General features: G+C 61.3%; 21 protein-coding genes. 4 read left to right on the top strand and 17 right to left on the bottom strand.

All coding sequences use genetic code 11. The annotated features are described in order from the left end of the window. Positions 1–2 precede the first annotated feature (2 nt). The gene (locus ACGG9J_RS05725; protein ID WP_390134423.1) at positions 3–1535 is read left to right on the top strand and encodes an ABC transporter substrate-binding protein; all 1533 of its coding nucleotides are present in this window, start codon (positions 3–5) and stop codon (positions 1533–1535) included. 44 nt (positions 1536–1579) lie between these two features. Then, positions 1580–4321 (top strand): valine--tRNA ligase, encoded by a 2742-nt coding sequence (gene valS, locus ACGG9J_RS05720; protein ID WP_390134421.1) that lies wholly within the window; start codon positions 1580–1582, stop codon positions 4319–4321. A 339-nt stretch (positions 4322–4660) separates the two neighbouring features. Here the strand turns inward: valS and ACGG9J_RS05715 are convergent, their stop codons facing one another. The 3 genes from ACGG9J_RS05715 to rho form a co-directional block, all read right to left on the bottom strand. After that, positions 4661–5020, bottom strand: coding sequence for a chorismate mutase (locus tag ACGG9J_RS05715; protein WP_390134418.1), 360 nt, complete (start codon positions 5018–5020; stop codon positions 4661–4663). A 143-nt stretch (positions 5021–5163) separates the two neighbouring features. Next, a complete protein-coding gene (locus ACGG9J_RS05710) occupies positions 5164–5304 on the bottom strand; it encodes a hypothetical protein (RefSeq protein ID WP_390134416.1) in 141 nt (46 codons plus the stop codon). 83 nt (positions 5305–5387) lie between these two features. Further along, positions 5388–7298 (bottom strand): transcription termination factor Rho, encoded by a 1911-nt coding sequence (gene rho / locus ACGG9J_RS05705; protein ID WP_390134414.1) that lies wholly within the window; start codon positions 7296–7298, stop codon positions 5388–5390. 239 nt (positions 7299–7537) lie between these two features. On the opposite strand from rho, the gene ACGG9J_RS05700 reads away from it, so the two are divergent. After that, a complete protein-coding gene (locus ACGG9J_RS05700) occupies positions 7538–8155 on the top strand; it encodes a TetR/AcrR family transcriptional regulator (protein WP_390134412.1) in 618 nt (205 codons plus the stop codon). Positions 8156–8220: 65 nt separating this feature from the next. Here the strand turns inward: ACGG9J_RS05700 and ACGG9J_RS05695 are convergent, their stop codons facing one another. The 11 genes from ACGG9J_RS05695 to ACGG9J_RS05645 form a co-directional block, all read right to left on the bottom strand. Further along, the gene (locus ACGG9J_RS05695; RefSeq protein ID WP_390134410.1) at positions 8221–9810 is read right to left on the bottom strand and encodes an NAD(P)/FAD-dependent oxidoreductase; all 1590 of its coding nucleotides are present in this window, start codon (positions 9808–9810) and stop codon (positions 8221–8223) included. A gap of 138 nt (positions 9811–9948) precedes the next feature. Continuing rightward, entirely contained in the window at positions 9949–10263 is a 315-nt protein-coding gene (locus ACGG9J_RS05690) for a DUF2469 domain-containing protein (protein WP_015022511.1), read from the bottom strand. Further along, positions 10263–11366, bottom strand: coding sequence for a GNAT family N-acetyltransferase (locus ACGG9J_RS05685; RefSeq protein WP_390135323.1), 1104 nt, complete (start codon positions 11364–11366; stop codon positions 10263–10265). The genes ACGG9J_RS05690 and ACGG9J_RS05685 overlap by 1 nt, the downstream gene beginning before the upstream one ends. A gap of 191 nt (positions 11367–11557) precedes the next feature. Beyond that, positions 11558–13060, bottom strand: coding sequence for an Asp-tRNA(Asn)/Glu-tRNA(Gln) amidotransferase subunit GatB (gene gatB / locus ACGG9J_RS05680; protein ID WP_390134408.1), 1503 nt, complete (start codon positions 13058–13060; stop codon positions 11558–11560). A 24-nt stretch (positions 13061–13084) separates the two neighbouring features. After that, the gene (gene gatA, locus ACGG9J_RS05675) at positions 13085–14638 is read right to left on the bottom strand and encodes an Asp-tRNA(Asn)/Glu-tRNA(Gln) amidotransferase subunit GatA (protein ID WP_390134406.1); all 1554 of its coding nucleotides are present in this window, start codon (positions 14636–14638) and stop codon (positions 13085–13087) included. A gap of 4 nt (positions 14639–14642) precedes the next feature. Continuing rightward, positions 14643–14939, bottom strand: coding sequence for an Asp-tRNA(Asn)/Glu-tRNA(Gln) amidotransferase subunit GatC (gene gatC, locus ACGG9J_RS05670; protein ID WP_015022515.1), 297 nt, complete (start codon positions 14937–14939; stop codon positions 14643–14645). Between the two features lie 43 nt (positions 14940–14982). Further along, complete coding sequence (locus tag ACGG9J_RS05665) at positions 14983–15972, bottom strand: ABC transporter permease subunit (RefSeq protein WP_390134403.1); 990 nt, start codon at positions 15970–15972, stop codon at positions 14983–14985. Beyond that, entirely contained in the window at positions 15969–16916 is a 948-nt protein-coding gene (locus ACGG9J_RS05660) for an ATP-binding cassette domain-containing protein (protein WP_390134401.1), read from the bottom strand. The genes ACGG9J_RS05665 and ACGG9J_RS05660 overlap by 4 nt, the downstream gene beginning before the upstream one ends. Continuing rightward, positions 16913–17638: a TrmH family RNA methyltransferase gene (locus ACGG9J_RS05655; RefSeq protein WP_390134399.1), complete on the bottom strand. Its 726-nt coding sequence runs from the start codon at positions 17636–17638 to the stop codon at positions 16913–16915. Before ACGG9J_RS05655 ends, ACGG9J_RS05660 begins: the two co-directional genes overlap by 4 nt. Further along, positions 17635–18300 (bottom strand): type I phosphoribosyltransferase, encoded by a 666-nt coding sequence (locus ACGG9J_RS05650; RefSeq protein ID WP_390134397.1) that lies wholly within the window; start codon positions 18298–18300, stop codon positions 17635–17637. The genes ACGG9J_RS05655 and ACGG9J_RS05650 overlap by 4 nt, the downstream gene beginning before the upstream one ends. A 49-nt stretch (positions 18301–18349) precedes the next feature. After that, positions 18350–19702 carry a DNA recombination protein RmuC gene (locus tag ACGG9J_RS05645; RefSeq protein ID WP_390134395.1) on the bottom strand — a complete coding sequence of 451 codons (1353 nt, stop codon included), beginning with the start codon at positions 19700–19702 and terminating at the stop codon, positions 18350–18352. Between the two features lie 176 nt (positions 19703–19878). Here ACGG9J_RS05645 and ACGG9J_RS05640 point away from each other — a divergent pair, with 176 nt between their 5' ends. Then, complete coding sequence (locus ACGG9J_RS05640) at positions 19879–21942, top strand: P-type ATPase (protein ID WP_390134393.1); 2064 nt, start codon at positions 19879–19881, stop codon at positions 21940–21942. A 103-nt stretch (positions 21943–22045) separates the two neighbouring features. Here ACGG9J_RS05640 and clpB read toward each other — a convergent pair whose 3' ends face one another. The 3 genes from clpB to ACGG9J_RS05625 all read right to left on the bottom strand — a co-directional run bounded on the left by clpB (position 22046) and on the right by ACGG9J_RS05625 (position 26705). Next, on the bottom strand, positions 22046–24853 hold the full coding sequence (gene clpB, locus ACGG9J_RS05635) for an ATP-dependent chaperone ClpB (protein ID WP_390134391.1): 2808 nt from the start codon (positions 24851–24853) through the stop codon (positions 22046–22048). 157 nt (positions 24854–25010) lie between these two features. Next, on the bottom strand, positions 25011–25826 hold the full coding sequence (locus ACGG9J_RS05630) for a fumarylacetoacetate hydrolase family protein (RefSeq protein ID WP_390134389.1): 816 nt from the start codon (positions 25824–25826) through the stop codon (positions 25011–25013). Positions 25827–25892: 66 nt separating this feature from the next. Continuing rightward, positions 25893–26705 (bottom strand): YggS family pyridoxal phosphate-dependent enzyme, encoded by an 813-nt coding sequence (locus tag ACGG9J_RS05625; RefSeq protein ID WP_390134387.1) that lies wholly within the window; start codon positions 26703–26705, stop codon positions 25893–25895. Positions 26706–26908 lie beyond the last annotated feature (203 nt).

Below are 26908 nucleotides of genomic sequence, written 5' to 3'. Positions count from 1 at the left end.
CCATGGCACGCGGCAGACACAAACAAATCAGGTCCGGAATCATCTTTCTCCTGGTACTGGCAGTGCTGACCGCAGGCACCTATATGGCCTGGCCTCTGGTGACAGGCCAGGGAGGGTGGCGGCTGCCGTGGAACAAGGAAGGTTCAGGCCAAGTCGTGCGCATCCGGGCCCGCCAGGCCCCCGTCTCGCTGGATATCCGCACCGAACCCGGACGCTCCACCGACCAGGTCCTGCTGGGCAACGTCTATCAGACCTTGACCAAGCCCGACGCCCAGGGTCGGCCGACGCCCGGCCTGGCCCAGAAATGGGAAGTCTCCGCAAACGGACTGCTCTACACATTCCACCTGCGCAAGGATGCCCGCTTCACCGATGGCCGCCGCCTGACTTCGGAAGACGCCCTCTGGTCCCTGCATCAGATCGTCGACCACCACTACCAGGGCTATCGTGACTTGGATGCACTGGCCAGGGTAACCAACCCCGATGAGGCCACACTGGTAATCGGATTGAAGAGCCCGAACGCCAGGTTGCTGACCGCCCTGAGCGGTCGGGCAGGCATTGTCTACGACCGCCAGGCCAGGATCAACTACTCCACTCAATCAGCCGGTTCCGGGCCCTACCAGGTGGCTGATTGGCAGCCGGGCGCCAGTCTGACCCTGACTGCCAACCAGTCCTATCGAGGTCCGGACAAGGCTGCCATTGGCAAGGTGATTTTCAGCTATACCGGCAGCCCGCAGCAAACCGTCAAGGATCTGGACCAGGGACGCCTGGACGCTGTAGTGGACATGGATCCGGCCACCGCCAAGCAGGCCGGCAAGGCGCCAACCGTCACACCCAGCACAGACAATGTGGTCTTGGCCTTCAACAACAAGGCATCCAGCGCACTGTCCGACCAGCATGTACGCGAGGCAGTCCGCTATGCGCTGGACCGTGAAGCACTGGCCAAACTGGAAGGAGGCGCAGCCAAGGCGCTGGGCGGGCCGCTTAACCAGCTGAGTCCCGGTTATGATCCCGGCCTGCAGGCCTTCCCCTTCGACCAGGCCCAGGCGATTCATCGGTCCTCCTATTACAACCCGTCCTACTTCCACGGCGGTCTGCGTCTGATCTATCCGCGCGAATTCGGCAGCCAGGTGGGCGAGCTGATTCGCACGCAGCTCAAGGCAGTAGGCCTCCCCAGCCAGGTTTCCATGGTGGATCAATCCACCTTCCGCGACCAGGTGCTCAGCCGCCGCGACTATGACATGACCCTGCTGGTCATGGACAATGATGAAATCGACCGCTTCGCGGACCCCGACTCCATCATGCTCTTCGACAACGTCGATATCCAGAACTCCTGGAAGCAGGTGACTGCCTGCACCGACCAGAAGGCCTATGCCGAGCAACTGCGGGCCTTTGCTCGACAGGTCAGCGACCTCTCTGCCAGCGACTGGCTTTATCAGCGTACGCCCCTGGTCCTTAAGGCCCCCCGCCTCCAAGGCATGCCCAGCTCTCTGCTGGACCGCTACCTGCCCCTGTGGAACCTGCGCATCCAGGGGTAATCAGACCGGCGGCCCTTGTCACTGTTCGTCCATAAAATGCTGGTATGTCTGCTGAACACCAAGGAATCGTCAATGCCCATCTGACCCCTCTGCCCGACAGGGTCGGCGTGGATGGCCTGGAGGAAAAGTGGTGCCACGACTGGGACGAGTCCGGCGTCTACCGCTTCCGCAATACCCGCGAGCGCTCCGGCGTCTACTCCATCGATACCCCGCCGCCCACTGTCTCAGGACACCTGCATGTGGGGCACGTCTTCTCATACACCCATACCGACGTGATCGCCCGGTTCAAGCGGATGCAGGGCTACGACGTCTTCTACCCCATGGGCTGGGACGACAACGGCCTGCCCACCGAGCGGCGGGTCCAGAACTATTACGGGGTTCGCGTAGACACCTCGCTCAAGTACGATCCGAACTTCAAGCCTCCCTTCCACGGGACCAAGGGCAAGAAGATCAGCGCCAAGGACCAAGTGCCCGTCTCCCGGCAGAACTTCATCGAACTCTGTGAGGAACTGACCGCCGAGGACGAGAAGCTCTTTGAACGGCTCTGGCGGTCGCTGGGACTGTCGGTGGACTGGTCGCAGACCTACCACACCATCGGCGAGCATCCCCGCCGGGTGGCGCAGAAGGCTTTCCTGCGGAACCTGGCCCGGGGAGAGGCCTATCAGAAGGAGGCTCCCGGGCTCTGGGACGTGACCTTCCAGACCGCTGTGGCCCAGGCCGAACTGGAGTCGCGCGAGTACGACGGCTTCTACCATCGGGTGGCCTTCCGGTTCGCGGACGGCACGCCAATATACATCGAGACCACCAGGCCTGAGCTGCTGGCGGCCTGTGGCGCCCTGATCGCCCACCCCGACGACAAGCGCTACCAGAAGTACTTCGGTCAGAAGGTCTACTCTCCCCTGTTCAAGGTGGAGGTGCCAATTCTGGCCCATCCCGCCGCCGAGATGGACAAGGGCGCTGGCATTGCCATGTGCTGCACCTTCGGCGACGTGACCGACGTGCAGTGGTGGCGGGATCTGAACCTGCCCACCAGGTCCATCATCCAGCGCAACGGACGAATCGTCATGGACGTGCCGGATTGGATCACCGATGAAGGCGGGCGGAAAATCTTCGAGCAGACCGAAGGCAAGACCACCTTCTCAGCCCGCAAGATCATCGTGGACGCCCTGCGCGAGTCCGGCGATCTGGATGGCGAGCCCAAGCCCACCAAGCGCATGACCAACTTCTACGAGAAGGGCGACAAGCCCCTGGAGATCGTCACCTCCCGTCAGTGGTACCTGCGCAACGGCGGCACCGACCAGCAGCTCAACAAGGAACTGCTGGAGCGGGGCAAGGAGCTCAACTTCCATCCGGACTTCATGCGGGTGCGCTACAACAACTGGGTCGAGGGCCTGAACGGCGACTGGCTGATCTCCAGACAGCGCTTCTTCGGAGTCCCCTTCCCCCTCTGGTACCCGGTCAAGGAGAACGGCGAGACCGACTACGCCCATCCCATCACCCCGGCCGAGGACAGGCTTCCCATTGATCCCAGCACTGATGTGCCCGAAGGATTCGAGGAATCCCAGCGTGACCAGCCCAGCGGCTTCACGGCCGAGAAGGACATCATGGACACCTGGGCAACCAGCTCGCTGACCCCTCAAATCGTGACCCACTGGGCCGAACCGAGCGAGAAAGACCAGGCCCTCTTCAAGGCCACCTTCCCCATGGATCTGCGTCCCCAGGGGCAGGACATCATCCGAACCTGGCTCTTCAGCTCCATAGACCGGGCCCACTTGGAGAATGGCTGCCTGCCCTGGAGCGACACCACCTTGTCCGGATGGATCCTGGACCCGGACCACAAGAAGATGAGCAAATCCAAGGGCAACGTGGTAGTGCCCGACGAACCCATCAAAAAGTATGGCGCCGATGCCGTGCGCTACTGGGCATCCTGCGCCCGGCTAGGCCTGGATGCCACCTACGATGAGGGACAGATGAAGATCGGCCGCCGTCTGGCCGTCAAGCTCCTCAATGCCGCCAAGTTCGCTCTGGCCATCGGGCGGGAGGATGAGAACCATAGGGTCGCCCAGGCGGCAGAGGTCACCTGGAACCCCGCAGACGTAACGGTCCCGCTGGATCGCGCGGTCCTGGCCGGCCTTGCCCAGGTGATCGACCAAGCCACCAAGGCCCTCGAAGCCTATGAGCATTCCAAGGCCCTGGAGGTGACCGAATCCTTCTTCTGGGACTTCTGCGACAACTACATTGAGCTGGCCAAGAACCGGGCTTACGGAACTGCGGATGCCACCGGCAGGACCCCTGACCAGGCCCAGGTGCTCAGTGCCCGCACGACCCTGGGACTGGTCCTGGACGCTCTCGATCGTCTCCTGGCCCCCTTCCTGCCCTTCGCCACTGAGGAGGCATGGCAGTGGATGCACCAGGGGGAAGGATCGGTTCACCGGACCTCCTGGCCTCGTTCGGAAGACTACCGGGCAGCCGCCCAGGGCCAGGATCCGGATCTGCTGACTTGGGCAGGCAGAGCCTTGGCCTCACTGCGTCGCATCAAGTCCGAGGCCAAGGTCTCCATGAAGACCCCCATCCTCTCCGCCTCCCTCAGCGTGGCGCCGGAGGGTCTGGAAACCGTGAAGGCTGCTCTGGACGATATAGCGGAAGCAGGCAGGGTCACTGGGGATCTGGATTTGGTCGAGGAGGCAGCAGGGCCCGAGTCACCTGGGGCGACCGACGATGAGTACGGCATCCGGGTGACCGCTAGCCAACTGGGCGAGCCCCCTGCCAAGAGGCCTCACAAGTAAGATTCGCAATTCCCAATACAGCCGGGGTGGACCAGCGATAAGGACCACCCCGGTTATTTATCAGTAAGGCCGAAGGCGCTGCCATAATCAGCACGATCGTCTAATAGGAGCGGCTGCTGACCAAGCCGATAACCCATTCGCGAGCGGATACCAGGTCACCATTGCCGCGGCTTCTCTAGAAAGCATTATCAGCAGAAGGCAGACACGACCCTGCCCGACGCTTTACCGAGGAAGATTCCTGGGTATTTGCAGACAGGGCGGTCTCTCCTCATCGTCAATATTGTAGCCAGCGGTATAAGAAGCCAACCATGCCGTTGACCATTATCCCTGATGCGACTCTCAGCAGGAACTGGCCTGACTGGCCAGTCGCTCGTGACCACGCTTGGCGGCATCGGCCACCAAATGCAAATAAGCCTCAGCCAGATCAGGATCCAGCCCGCAATCCTCTGCCTTGCCCCGCAAGGTCGCCACCTGTGCAGCCTCCCGGTGCAGATCCGCCGAGGCGAATCCCGCTCGAGCCTTGAGCAGACCGATGCGGCGCGTAACCCGGAACCGCTCAGCCAGCATGGCGACAATGGCGGCATCAATGGTGTCTACATCAGTACGCAACTCTGCCACCTGACGGGCAGCGTCAGCCTGGGGACCGCCGCCCTGCGCCTGGTCATCGATCACCGTTTCCTCTATGTTCGTCTTGCCCATGGAAAACCAGTCTAATCCGGCCCTTACAGCTTCACGACCTGGCCCATGATGGGGTTCGATATTGTGCCGGCCGAGTGTATACCGGCGTCCAATGGAGTCTTGTCGGCGTGGATCGGAAAAAGCAGCCCCTCTTTTACTTACAACTAGTTGGCCGTCCACTCCTTGACCGGCAGCGCAGGCATGATTCTGCTGGTTATAGTCAGTCTGCCGGCCATGGATTTGCCTTGGTCGCACGAGAGAGGCGCAAGGTCCAGATAGACCCGATGCACCAAGGTGACTGTCACGCACCACCGCATATGCATTGGGCCCCATCGGCGAACCGAATCGCGAATGGGGTCCAATAAACGTATCAGGCGTCAGACTCGAGTCACTTCTGAGCCAGCATGGACTGGTTGATGGCCGCCAGGAAGTCTCGGTTGGTTGCGGTCTTCTTCAGCCTGGGCGCAAGAGTCTGGTAGGCCTGCTCAGTCTCCATGCCGCCCAGGAGGCGACGCAGACGATAGACCACAGCCAGCTCCTCGGGCGCAGTGATCAGCTCCTCGCGCCGGGTTCCGGATGCATTGATGTCGATGGCGGGGAACATGCGCTTATCAGCCAGATCCCTGGTCAGCCTCAGCTCCATATTGCCGGTGCCCTTGAATTCCTCAAAGATGACCTCGTCCATCTTGGACCCGGTTTCCACCAGGGCCGATGAGATGATGGTCAAGGAGCCGCCGTTCTCGATGTTGCGTGCAGCACCGAAGAAGCGCTTGGGAGGATAGAGGGCCTGGGCATCCACACCGCCGGAAAGAATGCGGCCGGAGGCAGGAGCCGAGATGTTGTAGGCGCGAGCCAGACGGGTCATGGAGTCCAGCAGTACCACCACATCCTGCCCCAGCTCCACCAGACGCTTGGCTCGTTCGATGGCCAGCTCGGCCACAGTGGTGTGATCGCTGGCAGGCCGGTCGAAGGTGGAGGAAATGACCTCGCCCTGGACCGTGCGCTCCATGTCAGTGACCTCCTCAGGCCTCTCGTCCACCAGAACCACCATCAGATGCACCTCGGGGTTGTTGGCGGTGATGGAGTTGGCGATGGACTGCAGAGTCAGGGTCTTGCCTGCCTTGGGCGGCGAAACGATCAGACCGCGCTGACCCTTGCCAATGGGAGCGACAATGTCAATCAGGCGACCGGTGATGTTCTTGGGCTGGGTCTCCATCCGCATGCGCTCCTGCGGATAGAGGGGGGTCAGCTTATTGAAATGGGGCCGTCCGGCAGCATCTTCAACACTCATGCCATTGATGGTGTCAATGGCTTGAAGAGGAACGAATTTCTGTCGCTGATTGCGGTGCTCACCCTCCCGCGGCGGACGAATGGAGCCATGCACGGCATCGCCCTTACGCAGGCCATACTTCTTGACCTGGCCCATGGAGATGTAGACGTCGTTGGGACCAGGCAGGTAGCCTGAGGTGCGAACAAAAGCATAGGAATCCAGCACATCCACGATGCCAGCGACGGGGACCAGATCCTCGGGCTTGAAGTTCTCCCTAGGCTCATAGTCACGATCCCGGCCGCTGTTGCGGTGGTTGTTGCGGTTGCGCCGGTCGTTGCGATCGTTGCGGTCATTGCGATCGCCACGGTTTCGGCGATCATAGCCGTTGTGGCGGTAGTCACGCCCATCCTCGCCGCGATCCTCATAGCTACGGCGACGGGGCCGGTCATTCCTTGAGGGCAGAGCCGCCAGAATGTCGTCCAAATTGCGCACTGAACCGGAGCCAGAGCCACCGCGCTCTTCACTATAGTCACGCTCGCTCCGGCCACGATTGGCGTGGGAGCCACGGGATGAATCCATGTTACGGTGACGGCGTCGGGATATGACCACGTTCTCGTCGTCGGCTACAGTACGGGGGAAGCGGTTCCGATGCTCTGAACGGTCGTTCTTGTGGTCGTCAATGCCCAGAACATCAAAAAGATCCCCAACGGGACGCTCATCCTTGGACCCCGTGGTTTCCTTGGACCTCTGCGCATCTTCCGCGGAGGGTTTCGCCTCCTGCCCGGTCTGGCCACTGTCAGCTTCTGTCGGTTGCTGATCGGCGCTCTGGCCTCCCTTAGCCACGGCGGCCGCAGCCTTGGGTTTGCCTACGGTTACGCCCTTAGGAGCCTCGCCGCCTGAACGGGCCGCCTCGATCGTTTCGATCAGAACCGGCTTGCGCATGCCGGAAATGCCACGCAACCCCAGCTGCCGGGCCAATTCTTTGAGTTCGGGCAGCTTCATGGAATGAATATCTTGGCTTGTTGCCACTGTTGTAATGCCTTTCCTTCGCTATGCCCAATTAGGCTAGGCAAATAGCTTGAGAATATTGCGGGGGTGCCGCTCATGAAAATCCGATGCCGACTCGGCTTATCGAACTTCCATAAGCCTACAACGAGTGTCCGACCGGTGCAAGAATCAGCCTGCGTGTCCAGAATTCATAGACAAACCTCTACACTGAGCATATGAATGACCGATCATCTCTGCGTGAACAACGACGGAGCGAATTCGTGACCACGGCCATGCGGGTCTTCGACCGGAAAGGCGCCGCAAAAACCTCCCTGCGCGACGTGATTCATGCTATGAACCACGGCAAGGGCGTGGGAATGAGCGTTTTTTATTACTACTTCAACTCTAAAGACGATCTGATAGACGCCTGCGTACGCACCTACCTGGCCTCCTACGTGGACCATGTGGTCGACATACTTCAGAACCCTGACCTGAGTGTTCAAGAGGCGCTGAATGACATCTGCCCGCATCTGGTAAGAGCCATCTGGAAGATGGACGTCATCTTCGCTGACAAGGCTAATTGGTACAACTATCTGAGCACCAATAACAATGTGATGGAGGGCTTCGTCAGGCAGATCATCGATCCTTTGACCAAGGCCCTGGACCGCTGGCTGGATCGAGGCGACCTGCCGCAGACCACGCTGACACGGACGGCAGAAACCCGTACCGTAGCCTGGCTGATGGCCGACGGGCTCTCATCCATCGTCAGCAACGGCAGAGGAGCCGCCGGACACCCGCAGATCAGAGAGGTCGTCCGCCAACGTGTCCGCGAAAGCGTGGCTTTCTTCTCGCAGCTCCTAGGCCTGCCCCTGAAGGCGCCAGCCATCGCCTTGTCATAATACGTAGCAAAGCCCCCGAACCGCATGGTCGGGGGCTTTGAAATCACACGAAGGCTGGAGTCTGCCTACTTCTCCTCATGATAGGACTTCTCGGTGTTGACGTTCCAGACGTTGGTCTTATCAGCACGCCCCGATTTGATGTTGGCCACGGCCTCCATGGATGTGGCCATGGAGTGGTCCTGGTTGTTGTAGTGGTGCTGCCCGTTGCGGCCTACGCAGTAGAGGTTGCCGAAGGAGTCCAGCCATTTGACCAGCTCTGGCATCTGGGCATACGTGTCGAAGTAGGCCGGGTAGGCCTTGACCACCCGCTCCCGGTGCGAGTCCAGCACGTCGGCAGGACCGTTGATGATACCCATCCGGGTGAGCTCCTTGATGGCAAATTCAGTGGTCTGCTCATCGCTCATGCTCCAGAAGTCATCGCCTTCCTCGCAGAAATACTCCAGGCCGATCCAAACGGTGCCATCCACATTCTTGACCATGTAGGGGCTCCAGTTGTTGAAGATCTGGATGCGGCCCATCTTGTAGCCGGGGTCCTGCACGTAGATCCAGCAGTCGGGGACGATGGGCGGATCGCCCAAGGTCTTGATCGAAGTGGTGTTGCGGATGCGCAGGTGGCGGACCAACAGTCCAACGGTCACGAAGTCGCGGTAAGGCAGGCCTTGAGCCACCTTGACCATTTCCTTATCGGTGGAAGGCTCCTCGTGGGCGATGGCCTCTACCAGATCCTTGATGGGCATGGAGGAGATGATCTGATCGGCCTGCAAGGTCACCTCCTTGCCATCGGCGTTGCGGTAGATCACACCGGTCATGCGGCCATCTCTCTGGGTCAGCCCGATCACGCGGGCATCAGTGATCACATGGACTCCATGCTCCACATTGCGACGTTCCACAGTCTCCCAGAGCTGCCCTGGACCCAGCTTGGGATACCAGAACTCTTCAATAAGGCTGGTCTCGACCTGATGAGCGTCACGCTTCTTGGGCAGAAGCTTTTGGAAAGCGTTTTTGAGCACGCCCATGATGCTGAGCCCCTTGACACGCTGGGCACCCCAGTCAGCACTGATCTCGCGAGGATGGCGGCCCCAGAGCTTTTCGGTGTAGCCCTCGAAGAACATGGAGTAGAGCTTGCGGCCGAAGCGGTTGATATAGAAGTTCTCCAGATTGTCCTCAGGCAGCTTATGGACGACGGACTTCAGATAGCTGAACCCGGCCTGCACGGTCAGTTTGAAACCCATAGCCCTGAGAGTATTTGGGGTCAGGGAAATAGGATAGTCAAAGAAATGGCGGTTCCAGTAGATTCTGGAAACGCGGTGACGCTTGAGCATGACCCGATCTGTCTTCCCCGGGTCGGGGCCTCCGGGCTCCAGATCGTGATGGCGACCGAGTTTTTTATCGTCATAGGAAGGTGCCCCCTGCAGAGGCAGGACCTCCTTCCACCAGTCCATGATCCGGTCATCCTTGGAGAAGAACCGGTGGCCGCCGATGTCCATGCGGTTGCCGTTGTGCCGAACCGTGCGGGAAATGCCGCCAAAGGCATCAGTGGCCTCCAGCACGGTAACGTCATAATGCTCGTCGCCGCCGTCCTTGACCAGTTCCCATGCCGCTGTCAAGCCGGCGGGCCCTCCGCCGATGACGATCACGGACTGCTTGCGCTCCATGCCAACCTCCTGAAAACCGTATGAAATCATCACCACTGTACTCGGGTCGTCCCCAGCCAGATGCTGCCAAGGAACTTCCCACACGAATTCCCGCCATTGCGTGGAACAAACGTGATGATGCTGGACCTTGCGCGCTGTTTAGCCCAGCGAATCAGGGATGTCGATGTCTGTCTTCTGCACTTCCTCCACATTGACGTCCTTGAAGGTGACGATGCGGACGTTCTTGACGAACCGGCTGGACCGGTAGACGTCCCAGACCCAGGCATCCGTCAGCCGAACGTCAAAGTAGACGTCCTGCCCAGCGGATCGGACGTTGAAGTCCACCTTATTGGCCAGGTAGAAACGCCGCTCGGTTTCGACCACGTAGGTGAACAGCTTGATTACATCCCGGTACTCGCGGTACAGAGCCAGTTCGGCATTGGTCTCGTAGTTGTCGAGATCCTCGGCACTCATCAGCTACCTCCATTCGCGCGATCACGGCCATGGCCAAGCGTACGCCACCAGGCGCGCTTGGATCGTTTGGACTCGGCCGACCCATAGGCCCAATCCGATGCCGTATGCTCCTCGCCAGACTGCTCAGCAACCGATTCTTCAGAACCTGATTCCTCCTGCGCTTTCTCAGTATCTGCCTGACCAAGTCCCGCCTTTTCATGATTGCTGCTATCGGGCCCCGCATGTTCCTCAGCAGGTTTTACTGAACGCGAACCGCCATTCCGGTCCGGATTGGCCTGGTCAGCTGATTCCTGCGTGTCCTGCGATGCAGGGACAGACCCTCCAGGTTCGGATTCGCCCATGCCGCCAGCATCGTCTGCAGCGTAGCCATGCGCGACCATGGCTTCAGCCACGCCGGGATTGTCGCGGATGACATGCATGCCGAAAGCATTCAAAGAGCGAATGGGATCATACTCGTCGACCAGCGCGTCCATGACGATCTGATCCTGATACTTGCCGTTCTCTGCATCCCAGAGCGCATCACGTGAGGTTCCCGAGATCATGAAGCCCAGGGACTGGTAGACAGAGATTGACCGTGTGTTTTTCTCTGGCACAGCCACCCAGATCCGATGCAGGCCCAGGCCCGTAGGAGCAGCGGCGTATCCATAGGTCATGATTCTGGGCATGGCGTCGCGGGAGTAACCACGCCCCCGGAAGTGCCGCCCTAGGACCACCTGGATCCTGGCGGAGCGGGACCAGCCGTCCACGTCGATCAGGAAGATCATGCCGATGACCCCCTTGGTGGCATCAGCATCGGGCGAGCCATCCTGATCGGTGTCAGCATCAGTGACCATGGCCCAGGCCAGCGTGCGCCGGGACTCGGGGTCGCCCACGCCCGAATCGCGGGCAGCCAGGCCCTTGGACCATGCCACAGACCGCCGCACCCAAGCGTTGACCACGGCTCGTTCGGCATTAGGCCCCTTGCCGGTGATGCCGGTGGAATTGTAGAAAGCCTCCAGCTGGTCCATTGCCGTCAGATCGGCGATGACCGCCGGACGCAGGTGCAACATCTCGCCCCGGATGTAGGGGATCTCGATCCGGTCGGGCAGCTGCCTGTCCACCATGTCGTCTGATCCATCGGTCTGCGCTTGCGGTCGGTCGTTGCCCCTGCCGCTCATAGACATCACGTCACCTCCATGATCGCCACCTTGCGATGGCAATCAATTGTAATCCCTTGCCCCTGGGAAAATCATGAGAGGCTGGGCGGGTCCGTCTGCCCGACCCCGAGGCGATCAGGCCGACGGACCGGGCGCGCTCAGGACCGGGCTATGCGCTCCATGACGATCTTGCTGACCGCCTTGGCATCGGCCTGGCCCTTGGTGGCCCGCATGACCGCTCCGATAATAGCGCCCATGGGCTTCATATTGCCGCCTTTGAGCTTGGCCACAATGTCCGGGTTGTCCTTGAGGGCCTGATCGACAGCGGCATCCAGAGCCCCATCGTCAGAAACCACCTGGTAGCCGTGCTTCTTGACGACCTCGCTGGGCGTGCCTTCACCGGCCAGCACGCCGGAGACGGTTTGCTTGGCCAGCTTGTCATTGAGCTTTCCGTCAGCGATCAACTGTTCCACATCGGCGACATCCTGAGCCGAAATGGGCAACTCCTGCAGGCTGACCCCACGGGCATTGGCCTCGCGGGAGATCTCGCCCAGCCACCACTTGCGAGCACCGGCAGCCGTGGCACCGGCCTTGACTGTATCCTCAATCAGATCCACAGCATCGGCGTTGACCGCGTCCTGCATCTGTCGGTCGGTGAAGTCCCATTCCTTCTTGAGACGGGCACGACGTTCGCGCGGCATCTCGGGCATCTGGGCCTTGAGCTCTTCAATATGGTCCTTGGCCACATGGACCATGACCAGGTCGGGGTCGGGGAAGTACCGGTAATCGTTGGCATCGGTCTTGACTCGGCCGCCTGCCGTAGTTTGTGTGGACTCGTCCCAGTGGCGGGTCTCCTGCAGCACCTCCCCGCCGGACTCCAGCAGAGCCGCCTGACGGCGGATCTCGTATGTCAGGGTCTTCTCTATGCCCTTGAAAGTGTTGACATTCTTGGTCTCTGACCGGGTTCCCAGAGGGGCGTCCGGCCCGGCATGCAGGGAGACGTTGACATCGGCGCGCATGTTGCCCTGCTCCATCCGGGCGTGGGAGATGCCCAGGGCCCGGACGATGTCGCGGATTGCCCGGACGTAGGCCCCGGCCACCTCGGGGGTGCGCGCCCCGGCGCCCTCTATGGGCTTGGTCACAATCTCGACCAGTGGCACGCCAGCACGGTTATAGTCCACCAGTGAGTGATCAGCGCCTTCGATACGGCCGTCAGCCCCACCTACATGGGTGTTCTTGCCAGCGTCATCCTCCACATGAGCCCGCTCGATGGGCACACGGAAAATGCTGCCGTCGTCCAGCTCCACGTCCAGATAGCCTTCGCCGTTCAGGGGTTTGTCGTACTGGGAGATCTGATAGTCGCGGGGCATGTCCGGGTAGAAGTAGTTCTTTCTGGCAAACTGGCTCCACTCGTTGATCTGGCAGTGCAGTGCCAGGCCCAGCTTGACCGCATAGTCGATGGCGGTCTTGTTGACCACCGGCAGACTGCCGGGCAGGCCCAGAGAGACCGGGGTCAGCTGGGTGTTGGGCTCGCCGCCGAACTCGATATGGGCCGGGCAGAAGAGCTTGGTGTTGGTGCAGAGCTCGACATGGACCTCCAGGCCGAACACCGGGTCGTACTTGGCCACGGCATCGGCGTACTTCATAAGTTTTTCAGCCATTGTGATTCCGTTTCCTTCCGATGCCTACTTGGTCGAATCCTGAGCCAGGCCATCCAGCCAGGGGGTGGACAGCTTCCGGGAGATGGGCCCGCCCCACTGTTCCTCCAAGGCCGCCTCAAGAGCGGCGGCAGGCCGGTACATGACCTCGTCGCGCATCTGGGGGGCGAAGAACTGGAAGCCGACAGGCAGTCCGTCGTCGCTGAGCCCGGCAGGAATCGACATGGCCGGAGTGCCAGCCAGGTTGGCCGGAATGGTAGCCACGTCGTTCAGGTACATGGCCAACGGGTCGTCCATCTTCTCGCCAAAGCGGAAAGCCGTGGTCGGCGAAGTGGGCGATACCAGGACATCGGCCTGCTCGAAAGCCTTCTCGAAATCGCGGATGACCAGGGTGCGGACCTTCTGGGCCGAGCCGTACCAGGCATCGTAATAGCCGGCGGACAGGGCGTAGATACCCAGGATGATCCTGCGCTTGACCTCGTCGCCGAACCCGGCCTCACGAGTGGCGGACATCATGTTGGCAGCCGTCTGAGGGACACCCTCGGGAGGCATGACCCGCAGACCATAACGCATGCCGTCGTAACGGGCCAGGTTTGAAGAAACCTCGGAGGGCATGATGATGTAGTAAGCAGCCAGCGCGTAGGGGAAGTGCGGGCAGGAAACCTGAACCACCTCGGCGCCCATGGACTCCAGCAGGGAAACGGCCTCGTTGAAGCGGGCTTCCACGCCGGGCTGGTAGCCCTCGCCACCCAGCTCCTTGACCAGCCCCACCTTGAGGCCTTTCAAATCGCGCCGCTGACCCTGGCGAGCAGCCTGGGCCAGAGGAGGAACCGGCTTGGGAATTGAAGTGGAGTCGCGCCTGTCATGGCCGCCGATGACTTCCTGCAACAGCGCCGCATCCAGCACGGATCGGGAAACCGGACCAATCTGGTCCAAGGAGGATGCCATGGCGATGGCCCCGAACCTGGAGACGCCACCGTAGGTGGGTTTGACGCCCACAGTGCCAGTCAGGGATCCGGGCTGGCGAATGGACCCGCCAGTGTCGGTGCCCAGGGCCAGCGGAGCCTCAAAGGCGCCGACAGCCGAGGCCGAGCCGCCGCCTGAGCCTCCCGGGACGCGCTCGGTATCCCAGGGGTTGTGCGTGGGCTTGAAGGCCGAGTGCTCAGTGGAGGACCCTTGGGCGAACTCATCCAGGTTGGTCTTGCCCAGAATGGGCATGCCTGCGGCCTTGAGCTTCTTGATGACGGTGGCGTCGTAAGGCGGCACCCAGCCCTCGAGGATCTTGGAGGCGGCCGTAGTGGGAATGCCCTTGGTAACGATCATGTCCTTTATGGCGATGGGAACGCCTGCCAGTTCCGGCAACCCCTCGGCACCTTCGTGGGCCAGGCGCTTGTCGAAAGCGTCGGCCTGCTCCAGAGCCTGCTCGGCGCTGACGTGTAGAAATGCATCAATGCTGGGCTCAGCGGCCTCGATCACATCCAGATGAGCCTGGACCAATTCACGGCTGGAAACCTGTCCCGACCGCAGCTGCGCGGCCATGTCGGAGGCGGATTGCTTAACCAATTCTTCCTGTACGCTCATCGTCTCACTCCTCACCCAGAATGCGCGGGGCCACGAACATGCCGGACTCGGTGACCGGCGCCCCTGAGAGGGCAGCCTCCTGGGTCAATGGCTCCTCGGCCTCATCGGGACGCAGATAGGCCTCCAGGGGGATGGGGTTGGCAGTGGGGGGCACGTCATCACCAGCCACCTCCTGGACCTTGGTGATGGAATCGGCGATCACGTTGAGCTCGCCCTTGAGGCGGTCAGCCTCCTGATCAGTCAAGGCAATACGGGCAAGATCGCCCAAGTGCTTGATCTCTTCACGTGTAAAAGTTGGCATACTACTTATCATATGGGTGCTCTATGACACGCAAAAGGCAAAATCAGTAGATGTCTACCCGCCTGAAAACCGCGGTTCCCAGAGCGCAGCAGAGGACAGTCCAGGCCGCCATGATCAGGCCAGCCTGCCACCAGGTGGGCCACCATCCGTCGCCCGCCTCTGCCGCCCGATTCAGGCCTGAAAGAAAAGTGCCCAGCAGGCTGGCCGGCGTCAGCCTCAGGAGAATCTGCAGCCACGCGGCATGAGTGCCCAAACCCCTCAGCAATCCCAGAATCAGTGGCAGGATCAAGGTCAGCCCCAGAACCAAGCTGATCCCGTCGACCTTGGATCGGCTCAAGGCCCCAAGGCCCATGCCCATCAAGGCGAAAAGGGCCAGCATGAGCGGGCCGCCCAGCAGATCAATCAGGACAAACGCGGACTTGTCAGCGGGCAAGGGACCAGATCTGCCTGATGGAAGCAGGGTCTCAAGGGTCCAGCTGAACAGCAGGCCCACCTGCGTTGCCAACCAGACCGGCAAGGCCAGGGCAAGACCCTTAGCCATCAGAACCATGCCTCGACGAGGATTGGCCGTCAGCGTGCTCTCAATGGCGGCACCGGAAAACTCACGTGTAACGGTCAGAACCCCCAAAATGCCAGCAACGATCATGGCCGGGAACATGCCTGAAGCGCCGGCCAACCAGTTCACGGCCATGGGTGTAGGCAAGAGGTTGGCGAGCAGGTAGCCAGACCTCCGGTCGAGTCCAGCCATGACCCGAGCCGACCAAGCAGCCAAGATAGCGCCCAACGGCTGCAACAACATAATGATCAGAAGCAGAACCCAGGTCGAGCGCTGGAAGCGCATCTTGCGCAGCTCCCCCAGGACCGCTCCAGAAAATGTCAGCCGATCGGGCTTACGGCCAGCGCCCGGGAAGGTCGAACCTGGAGTCCGACGCAGCCAGATAGGGGCGGAACCGTGCCGCGGGATTGCGTCATCAGGATTCGCGGCTATTCTTCGTCTGCTCCGGCGGGCCCGACGATCGCCTTCAGCACTCATAGCCTTGTCTCCGGCCTACGCTGCAGTTCTCCCCTTCTTTTATGGACGACATCCTCGTAAGCCTGTTCCAGGGAGGCCTGCTCCTGCTGGAACTCATAGAGCACCACTCCCTCATGGGCCAGAATAGTGGCCGTGGAGGCCAGAGGCGCACCTTGGATGCGGAAGCGGGCAGCGTCAGGCGGGCAGTTCTCATCTGAAGGCAGACGGGTGATGCGAATCCCGGCAGCTGTGGCCAAAGCCGCTTCCAATTGGTCGGGCTGCGGCGTTACCGCACAGATTGAGTCACAGGAGTGCTCTCCTATGAACCGGGCCACGGTCGTCCTCTCCAGGATCCGGCCCCTGGCGATGATGACCAGATCGTCGGCGATGTGAGCCATTTCACTCATCATACGGAAACTTAGGAGAACGGCCCTGCCCTGCGAAGCAAGGCTGCGACAGAGATCTTCCACCAGCTTGATTCCTTCAGAATCCAGGCCGTTAAACGGCTCATCCAGAACCAGATTGTGCGGATTGCCCAGTAGCGCTGCGGCAATGGCCAGCCGCCTATTCATCTCAATGGAAAGGGAGCCTGTCCGTCTGTCAGCAGCCGATTGCAAACCGACCAGATCCAAAACCTGGCCCACCCGCTGGCGGTTCAAGCCGTTGGTCGCTGCCAGGGCCAGCAGGTAATCCTTGATCCTGCATGCAGGATAAGCGCCATGCGGGTTCAGCACTGCGCCCGCCGTGTGCATGGGCGATGCGAGCCGAACGAAGGGCTGGCCGTCGAACAGAACCCTGCCTGCACCAGGGCGCACCAGCCCCAGAGCGATGCGAAGAGCGGTCGACTTGCCGGCTCCTTTAGGCCCCAGCAACCCCGTCACCCGACCATCCTTGGCCGTGAAGGAGACACGGTTCAGTGCCTTGCGGGACCCGAAGCTCTTGGTCAGCGAATCGAAGACGATCATTGCAGAGTTCCTTGACCCGACTGACCCGCCACCCCGGCATGCTGACAGATCCAGGAATGCATGGCCACGGCGGCGGCAGCCCCGGCGTTGATGGAACGCACGGACCCGAACTGGGAGATGTAGACCACATCGTCGGCCAGCTCCAAGGCCTTCTCGGACAGACCTGGCCCCTCGGCGCCGAACATGAGCAGGCAGCGACGAGGAAAGCTATAGGCCTCCATAGGGACAGCCCCGGGGACGTTGTCAATGGCAATCATACGGGGCATGGACTTCCCCTGCCTGGTTGCCTCTTCTCGCAGTGTGACCGCCATGGTCGCTATGTCGGGATCATGCACCACGTGCTGGTAGAGCTCGGTCATCAGCGAGCCCTTGCGATTCCATTTGTGAGGACCCACTATATGGACGCGGCGGGCGGCAAAGGCATTGGCGGTTCGGACCATGGAGCCGATGTTGAAGTCGTGGGTCCAGTTCTCCACAGCCACCTCGAAATCATGACGGCCCCGGCGATCCAAGTCGTCCCGAATGGCCTCGACCTTCCAGTAGCGGTACCTGTCCAGGACGTTGCGGCGATCCCCCTGCTCCAGCAGTTCAGGATCATAACGTGAATCCATCGGCAATGGCCTGTCAGAGTGCTCTTCCTGCCAAGGGCCGACCCCCACCTGCCGGAAGACCGGCTCATCTGAGGCCATGGCCGCTCGGGTCACTGGACCGGGCTCCCTCATGAACGCTCCGAGGAATCGTCGGCCGCTCCGACGAATTGATCCTCTTGATAGACACAGATGAAAGGCAGCCGCTGCCGGGATCCGTCCACCGGATCGACCACCTGGATGCTGCCGTCAGTCCGGCCACCCACCAGCGAGGCGATGGCTAGCGTCTTCGCTCCCTGGCGCTGGATGATCCCGCAGTCGAGATTGAGCTCGTTGTCCTTGCCCAAGGTAACCAGAGATGAGGTCTGCACGTAGGATTTCCGACCCAGCCAGGCATCCAGCAGGATGACCCTCCTGCCTTCGATGGATGGCCCCTTGATGGAGGGGTAGACGAAGTCCATGACGAAGGCGTCCAGATCCTGCCCGCGCGAGGCTGCGGCGTGAAGCATGGCATCAGCCAGTGGCACAGCAGCGGCAGTCAAAGCCCCGACCGCATCGAAGTCGTCGACCGAATAGCCGGCATCCTCCAGGGTATCCAGAAGAACATGTCCGGCCAGTTCGGCCCCACGGTGATGGAAGGTGACCCCGCTCAGCTCCGTGAAAGGACGCCCGCCGATCTCCTTGGCCAGGAGTTCACGCAGCTGATCAACCGGCTCAGGCAGCTCCGTGTCTGATTCACGCCTGACCAGATCGGGCGACCCGGTGGGCCTGAAGGGCGAGCCTTCTTGTCTCTTCATTGCCTCGTTCATGCTTATCAGACTAGCGCCGGAGGGCCCTAAGCGGCACTCACCGCTCCTGATCGGGCAGGACCTCCGGGGCGGTCAACTCTTTGACGTTGCCCTTGTCCGAATCAATCACGCCGACCGATTCGATCACCTTGGAGGGGTCCATCTGTTGCAGCTTGCGGGCGGTGACCAGTACCCGCGACTCCAGGGAGGAGGCAAACCTGTTGTAGGCGGTCACCGTGGCAGTGATGGAGCGGCCTAGCTTGTTGGCCCGCTCGCCCAGAACCACAAAGCGGTCATAGAGCTCATGAGTGAGTGTGAAGAGGGTGCGGGCATCCTCGGACAGATTCTGCTGTTGCCAGGCGTAGGCCACCGACTTGAGCACTGCCCAGAGGGTCACTGGCGAGGTCAGAGCCACTTTCTGTGCAAAGGCATCGTCCATCAGGGTGGGGTCCACTTCCAGGGCAGCCTGGAGAAGGGAGTCGTTGGGGATGAAGGCCACCACGAAATCCGGAGCCGTTTCGAAAGCGTTCCAGTACTCCTTGTCAGCCAGGGCCTTGACGTGCTCACGCAAGGCCCGGGCATGTGCCTGAAGCAGCTCGTCCCGGCGGCGCAGCTCGTCATCCGAGGCGGTGTCGGGGATCTCACAGGCCCGCTGGTAGTCGGAATAGGGGGCCTTGGCATCGATGGGGATGGTCTTGCCACCGGGCAGGTGGACTACCATGTCGGGACGCAGGACGCGACCATCCGAGGCTGTGACCACCACCTGGGTATCAAAGTCCACATGCTCCAGGAGCCCTGCCGACTCGACGATATTCCTGAGCTGGGCTTCGCCCCAGGCGCCGCGCACCTTGTTGTTGCGCAGGGCCGAAGCCAGAGAGCTGGTCTCCTTGTCCAGCCGCCCCTGCTGCTCGCCCAGACTCTTGAGCTGCTGCCCCAGGGAACCCATCTCCTGTTTGCGGCCCTCCTCGATCTGGGCCACCTTGTGCTGGAGGGCGTCCAGGTTCTTCTGCACGGGGGCCAGCGCCGAGAGCACCTTGCTCTCCTCCTCAAGGTTCTGAGCCTGCCTGCGTCGCTTCTCCTCTTCCTGAGCCTGAGCACGGCGACGCTCCTGCTCGATCCTGATCTGCTCGGCCTGCTGGGACTGGGCCAGCTGGGACTTGACAAAGGAGAGCTCGCGGTTCAGGCCATCCACCTTGGTCCGCGCCTCCACCAGCGCCGCTTCGGATCCGTGGAGCCGGTCCTGGGCCTGATCCAACTGCGAGCGCAGCTCATCCACTTGAACATCAGACCCCATGCTGACGGCCCTGCGGCCCTGGGCACGCCCCAGCACATATCCGGCTAACCCTCCCAGGACCATACCGATCAGCAGAAGAAGCACCACCATGACCACTGACGACGTAGAATCGAACATATGTTCTAGTTAACCCTCAGCGCTGGACCCGGAAGCCAGGTCGGCACGGCAGGCTGTCGGCGATAATTCGAGAATTCGTTTTTTCCGCAAGGAATCGGCCTTAAGACCGGCGTCGGGCCGCAATGCAGGGCAGAATAGGGAACATCGAGGGGTTGTAGCAAGACCGAAGGAGATCCGTGGGTATCGATATCTTCCTGGCGATAGCCGATCTGGTCGTGGCCTGCGCGGTCACCTGGCTGATCATCTGGTACTTCCTTATGCCGTCGGCTCATGTCAGCGGTCAGGGTGCAGGCGCAGGCTTTGCCGCGAACTTTCCTTGGCGCGATCCCGAGAATTGGGGCAAATGGGGGGCCGATCTGAACTCCCGGAGCCACAGCCTGATCAGGCCGACCATCGTCAGCGCTCTGCTGACTGCGCCTGTGCTGGTTCTGGATCTGTTCGATCGTTTCGGACCCGACATGATCCCTTCATGGCTGACCAGCCCTTGGGTGCAGGCCATTCTGATAACCCCGGTCATCTTCTACTGCGGCCGCGAAATACTCATGGACGGGTGGAGGGCCATGACCATGCATCGCTGCAGCCCCGACCTTCTGGCCATGCTGGCCACAAGCCTGGCCTATCTGTATAGCCTGGCCACCTGTCTGGCCGGATCGCTGTTGCCGGAAGGCTCACGATCCCCATACTTCGATCTGATCGGCGTGGTCATCACCCTCCTGTTGCTGGCTCGGATCATTGGCACCAGAATGGAAGCCTCCCTGGTGGCATCTTTGAACCATCTGACGGAAATCCGACCAGCCTCAGGCCTAGTGGCCGACCCCGAGCATCCACAGACGGTCCCCGCTCAGGTCGTCGCACGTGACCGGATCCGCCCAGGCCACCTGCTCCTGGTGCGCACAGGCGAGCGCCCGGCCGCCGATGGGATTGTGGAGTCTGGGTCGGCTCTGGTTGACGAAAGCGAGCTGACCGGCGGCGACCGGCCCAGGGCATGCGGACCTGGCGACCGGATTCTGGCCTCGAGCAAGATTCTGGAAGGCCGACTGTCTATCCGCGTGGACGCTACAGGCAACAACACCTATGCAGCCAAGCTCATGAAGATCATCCCCCAGGCCCTGGCCGAGCGCTCCCCCGACATGCGCAGGATGGATCGGATTGTCCACACAGCCATCGCCTTGATCATGATCCTGGCTGTCTGGACTTTCATGCTCTGGCTCATGCTAGGGCCACAGCCCCACCTGGCACACGCTGTAGGCAATGCCGTCTGCGTACTGACCATCGCCTGCCCTGCTGTCGCATCCATGACCATCCCCATGGCTTTCCGAACCAGCTTGGAGACGGGTCTGGCCCACGGTCTGCTCTTCACCTCGCCACGAGCCATGAACCACTTAGGCCAAGTACGCACGCTGATTCTGGACGATTCATCCCTGCTCGATCCCAATAACCCGGAAGAACAGGGCGTCCACACGGAATCGCTTACTAGGGCTGCGACCCATCTGCGCTCCTTGCGGGTAGGCACTCTGATTCTGGACGGAAGTCGTCAACCGGACGACAGGGTTGAACGGGCAGCACGTCAGGCGGGCGTAGATATGCTGATCACGCAACTAACACCCGAGCGCAAGCGCGAGTGCATGGACCGGCTCAATCACGACCTGACCCGAACCAGCAGGGGCGTTCCGGCGGACCCAACCGGTCAAGACGCCGCATCCTCCAGGAAACAAGGCCAGTCCAGGCTGGCGGCTCTGGCAACTGCGGCAACCGCTGATCGCGAGCTGACCGCCAAGGCCCAGGTAAGCATCGCTTTGGGCCCCCGACTGCAGACCGACGCAGAAGGCACAGACCTGCTGCAACCGGATCTTATTCTGCACCAGGGCGACTTGGATGGGACGGGCAGGGCCATGGAGCTGAGCCGGGCCACCACCCAGGTCGTCAGGCAGAACCTGGTCTGGTCTACCCTATACAACATTGTCGCCCTGGTCCTTGCCACCGGAATATGCCAACCCCTCCTGGGCTGGATGCTTAACCCCATGATCGCAGCAGCAGCGGGGGCTATGTCCACCATCCTGGCCATGCTCAACGTTCGTCGCTTGCATCGGTTACGGCACCTGCGCCGCCGCTGGCTGCACCTCGCCCTAATCGACACGGACCAGCTTCCGACGGTGGCGGCACGACGCCCTCAGGTCATTGTCGACAGCCAATGGGAGTCCATGCAAGAGGGCAAAGATCCAGCGGCCGCCATGGACTGAATCCACACAGAACAGTCTGTAGTGCAAAAAGGGTCGGCACCCGGGGATGATCCCGGGTGCCGACCCCAATTCATGAGTTATGAATGCTGATTGCAGCCTGACCTCAGTGAGGCTGGGTCTGACCTTGATCGTCTCCACGCGCGGCATGACGGCCACGGCCTCCATCACGACCGCCATCGCTGTGATCGCCAGCGGTCTGGTCGGTGCTGCTCGCATCGGCGTCGCCATCAGCCGTCACATCGTCGACCGTGACCGAGTCATCAACCAGATTCTCAGTGGGCCAAGCGGTCAGCTCCAGATGGTCGCCGCCGGTCTGGTCCACCAGGACCGTGTCGCCGTCGTGGACCTTGCCAGCCAGCAGCATCCTGGCCAGCTGATCGCCGACCTCGGTCTGCACCAGCCGGCGCAGAGGACGAGCGCCAAAGGCCGGGTCATAGCCCATGTTGGCCAGCCACTCCCGAGCAGAGTCGGTGACATCCAGGGTGATGCGCCGGTCGGTCAGCCGCTGGGCCACCTGCTTGACCTGAATGTCCACAATGGAACCCAGCTCGTCGCGGGTCAGCGGATGGAAGATGACCAAATCGTCCAGCCGGTTGATGAACTCTGGCTTGAAGTTGGCCTGCACAGCATCCATGACGGCCTTGCGCTTGCCTTCCTCGTCCAGGTCGTCCCGGACCAGGAACTGCGAGCCCAGGTTGGAGGTCATGATCAGAATGGTGTTCTTGAAATCCACCGTCCTGCCCTGGCCATCGGTCAGTCTTCCGTCGTCCAGAACCTGCAGGAGCAGATCGAAGACTTCAGGGTTGGCCTTCTCCACCTCGTCGAAGAGGACCACCGAGTAGGGCCGCCTACGCACTGCTTCGGTCAGCTGTCCACCCTCTTCGTAGCCCACGTAGCCTGGAGCAGCGCCAATCAGGCGGGAGACCGAGGCCTTCTCCATGTACTCTGACATGTCGATGCGGACCATGGCCTTCTCATCGTCGAAGAGGAAGTCAGCAAGGGCCTTGGCCAGCTCTGTCTTGCCCACGCCGGTGGGTCCCAGGAACATGAAGGATCCAGTGGGCCGATCGGGGTCGGCGATACCGGCACGCGAGCGCCGGACCGCATCGGATACCGCATGAATGGCCTCCTGCTGGCCGACCACCCGCTTGCCTAGGTAGTCCTCCATATGCAGGAGCTTCTCGTTCTCGCCCTCCATGAGTCGTCCCACAGGGATGCCGGTCCAGTCAGAGACGATCTCCGCCACGGAATCCGCATCAACGTGGTCAGGAACCATGGGCTCCTGGGCCGGACCTCCGGCGATGTCAGCCCCATCAGGACCCGCATCATTGGCAGCGTTCTTGGCCTGCTCGGCGGCGTTCTCCGCCTGGGCCAGCTGCTTGCGAATGCCGGGGATCTCCCCGTAGAGGATGCGGGAGGCCTTCTCCAGGTCGCCCTCACGGGTGGCTTTGTCGGCCTCGACCCGCTTGGCGTCCAGCTGAGCACGCAGGTCTCCGACCTTGTTGTGGCCGGCCTTCTCGTTCTCCCAACGGGCCTTGAGGCCGCCCAGCTTCTCACGGGAGTCCGCCAGTTCGGCCTGCAGCTTGCTCAGACGGTCCTTGGAGGCCGGGTCGTCAGCCTTCTTCAGCTGCATCTCTTCCATCTCCAGACGGGTGACGCGGCGTTGAAGCTCGTCGATCTCCTCAGGCTGGGAGTCCAGCTCCATCCGCAGATGGGCTGCGGCCTCGTCAACCAGGTCGATGGCCTTGTCCGGCAGCTGACGACCAGAAATGTACCGGTTGGACAGCGTCGCTGCCGCTACCAGGGCATCATCCCCGATGGTCACCTTGTGGTGAGCCTCGTAACGCTGCTTGAGACCACGTAGGATGGCCACGGTGTCCTCCACGGAGGGCTCACCCACGAAGACCTGCTGGAAGCGGCGCTCCAGAGCCGGGTCCTTCTCGATGTTCTCCCGGTACTCGTCCAGGGTGGTGGCGCCGATCAGGCGCAGTTCACCCCTGGCCAGCATGGGCTTGAGCATGTTGCCCGCATCCATAGAACCCTCGGCGGCACCAGCACCGACGATGGTATGGATCTCGTCGATGAAGGTGATGACCTGGCCGTTGGCACTCTTGATCTCATTGAGAACAGCCTTGAGGCGCTCCTCGAATTCGCCACGGTACTTGCTGCCAGCCACCATAGAGCTCAGATCAAGGGAGATCAGTCTCTTGCCTTGCAGCGTGGTGGGCACGTCGCCGGCCACGATGCGCTCGGCCAGGCCCTCGACCACAGCTGTCTTGCCCACGCCGGGCTCGCCGATAAGGACAGGGTTGTTCTTGGTTCGCCTAGACAGGATCTGCATGACACGACGAATCTCCTGGTCCCTGCCGATGACCGGGTCCAGCTTGCCCTCCTTGGCCTGGGCAGTCAGATCGGTGGAGTACTTCTCCAGGGCCTTGTAGGTGCCCTCGGCATCGGGGCTGGTCACCTTGGCGCCGCCGCGCACCTGTGGCACGGCATTGCGCAGGGTATCGGCCTGCAGGCCGTTTCGGTTCAGAATATCTGCAGCCTGCGAGGGACCCTGGGCGATGGCGATGAGCAGGTGCTCAGTGGAGACGTACTCGTCACCCATGGCCTGCATTTCCTTCTCCGCCTGGGCCAGGGCCATGCTGAGCTGACGGCTGGCACCGGGCTGCGAGGCCGTAGATCCGCTGGCCGACGGCAGCGCCACCAGGGCCTGACGGACCTCGGCACCGATCCGTTGACTGTCGCCACCGGCCGCCTGGATCAGTCCCGGAACCACGCCGGACTGCTGACGCAGCAGAGAATCAAGCAGGTGGAGCACATCCACCTGGGGGTTGCCGGCCGCCGAGGCCGACTGGATAGCATCGCCTATGGCCTGTTGAGCCATCGTGGTGAAGTTTTCGTTCATGAGCATCCTCCAACATTCTTCGGCAAGGCCAGCCGAATAACTCGACCAGACCCCGTCACGGGTTCATCTGTCTTCTACAACAGTGAAAGAAGGATGCCTATTCCCAAACTTGAGCCTATCAGGCTCAAGTTTTTGAGTTACTCGTTTCTACTGCTTGCTACTCGTCGATGACCACGTTGCGCAGGTAGCCAATCCCCTCCACGCAGACCGTGGCCTCATCACGGTTTTTCAGTGAACCAGAGGCGTGCGGGGTCCCGGTCATGATGACGTCGCCGGGCAGCAGGGTGGCAAAGCTGGAAATGAAAGCGATCTGCTCAGGAATGGAATGGATCAGGTTAGCGGTGGTGCCGCTGGCTTCGGGAACCTCTTCCCCATTGAGCTTGAAGGAGATCCTCGCATCTCGATAATCCAGGTCGGTCTCGATCCAAGGCCCGAGAGGGCAGGCGGTGTCAAAGCCCTTGCAACGGGTCCACATAGGATCGTCCTTCTGCAGGTCACGCAGGGTCACGTCATTGACGCAGGTGTAGCCCAGCACATAGTCCATGGCCTCGTTGACGCTCACCTTCCGCGCCATCCTTCCCATGACGACGGCAACTTCGGGCTCATAGTTCATATCCTTGCTGTACGAGGGCTTGACGATGGGGTCGTCAGGGCCAATGACCGAGGTGGAGGGCTTCATGAAGAGCATGAGCTTCTCTGGAGGCTCCGGATTCGAGGACTGACCATGCTCGGCCATGTAGGCGGCATGGGCGCGGTAGTTCTTGGCCGCCCCGTAGATCTTGGAGGGGATGACCGGAGCCAGAAGCCGCACATCCTCATCGTCCAGGGGGTAGCGCTGGCCGGTGGGCTCGACCTGCTGGCCGGTCAGGGGGTAGCCGCTCAACTCGACCAGGTAGTCCTTGCCGTCCTGCTTGTCGGTTTGAACAAAGGCGTATCGTGGGGTGTCCTTATAGGAAAAACGCGCGATTCTCATAGGGCACAGTCTAGCCCCAGCCCGGGCCTCTTGACAGGTTTGGGTTCCGAAACAGACAGCGGCTGGTCAGATAAAAGCCCGCGGGCCGAAGATGGCTGTGCCTACACGGACTTCAGTCGACCCCTCAGCCACTGCATACTCCATGTCTCCGGTCATGCCCATGGACAGCATGGTGCAGGTGTCAGTGCCTGGCTCACCCGAATCCTGGATGCGGTCGCGCAGGCCGCGCAAATGCGCAAATCCGCTTCTGATAACGGCCTCATCATCCACATGGGCGCCGACGGTCATCAGGCCCTTAAGCCGGATCCCCTTCATAGCGCCCAGCTCATAGGCCAGATCCAAAGCCTGGTCGGGGGCACATCCCGACTTGGCCTGCTCGCCGGATTCGTTGACCTCCAGGAGTATGCCCACAGTTCTGCCCGCAGCCAGCGCCCGCGTGGCCAGCTTCCGAGCCAGCGAGAGTCCGTCGACCGACTCGACCGTGTCGACATATGGCAGGATCTTATTGATCTTGTTGGATTGGAGCTGCCCGATAAGATGGAAGTCCACGCTGGGTGAATCGCTCTCTGCAGCGTCAGCGCCAAGGGCCAGTCCCCGGTCCTGACAGAGCTCCAGCAACCCCTGGGCCTTGGCGGTGACCTCCTGGGGACGGTTCTCGCCGATACGACGCACCCCGGCATCAATGGCTGCCATGATCTCGCCTACATCGCGGGTCTTAGTGGCCGCCAGCAGCGTCACCGAACCCTCTTTTCGGCCGGCGGAGTCTTCCGCTTTGGCGATCCTTTCAGCCACACGCTTGACCCCATCCGCAATCTGCACGGCCCGTTCCTGGCTGACCTGCCGATTGCCCAGATCCTTGTGGTCCATATAGGCGACCATGACCCGCTACCTCCTTAAAATCCGGAAGCCTTGACTGAGGCCATAGTAGCCAGTGACTCATACTGGAATTCCCTCCGACCTCGGACATCAGACGGCGGGACTGATAAACCAGGATCGATGAGTCACCTTGCAAGATCGCGAATATTGCTGCTCAGCAGTCGCTCAACAAGTCCCGCAAGCTGAAAAGACGGCAGGAAAAACAG

It is taken from the genome of Bifidobacterium apicola (genome assembly GCF_042846865.1).
Classification (GTDB): Bacteria; Actinomycetota; Actinomycetes; order Actinomycetales; family Bifidobacteriaceae; genus Bombiscardovia; species Bombiscardovia apicola.
The sequence above is the reverse complement of the archived record's forward strand: the minus strand, read 5'-3'. Positions and strand labels throughout refer to the sequence as shown.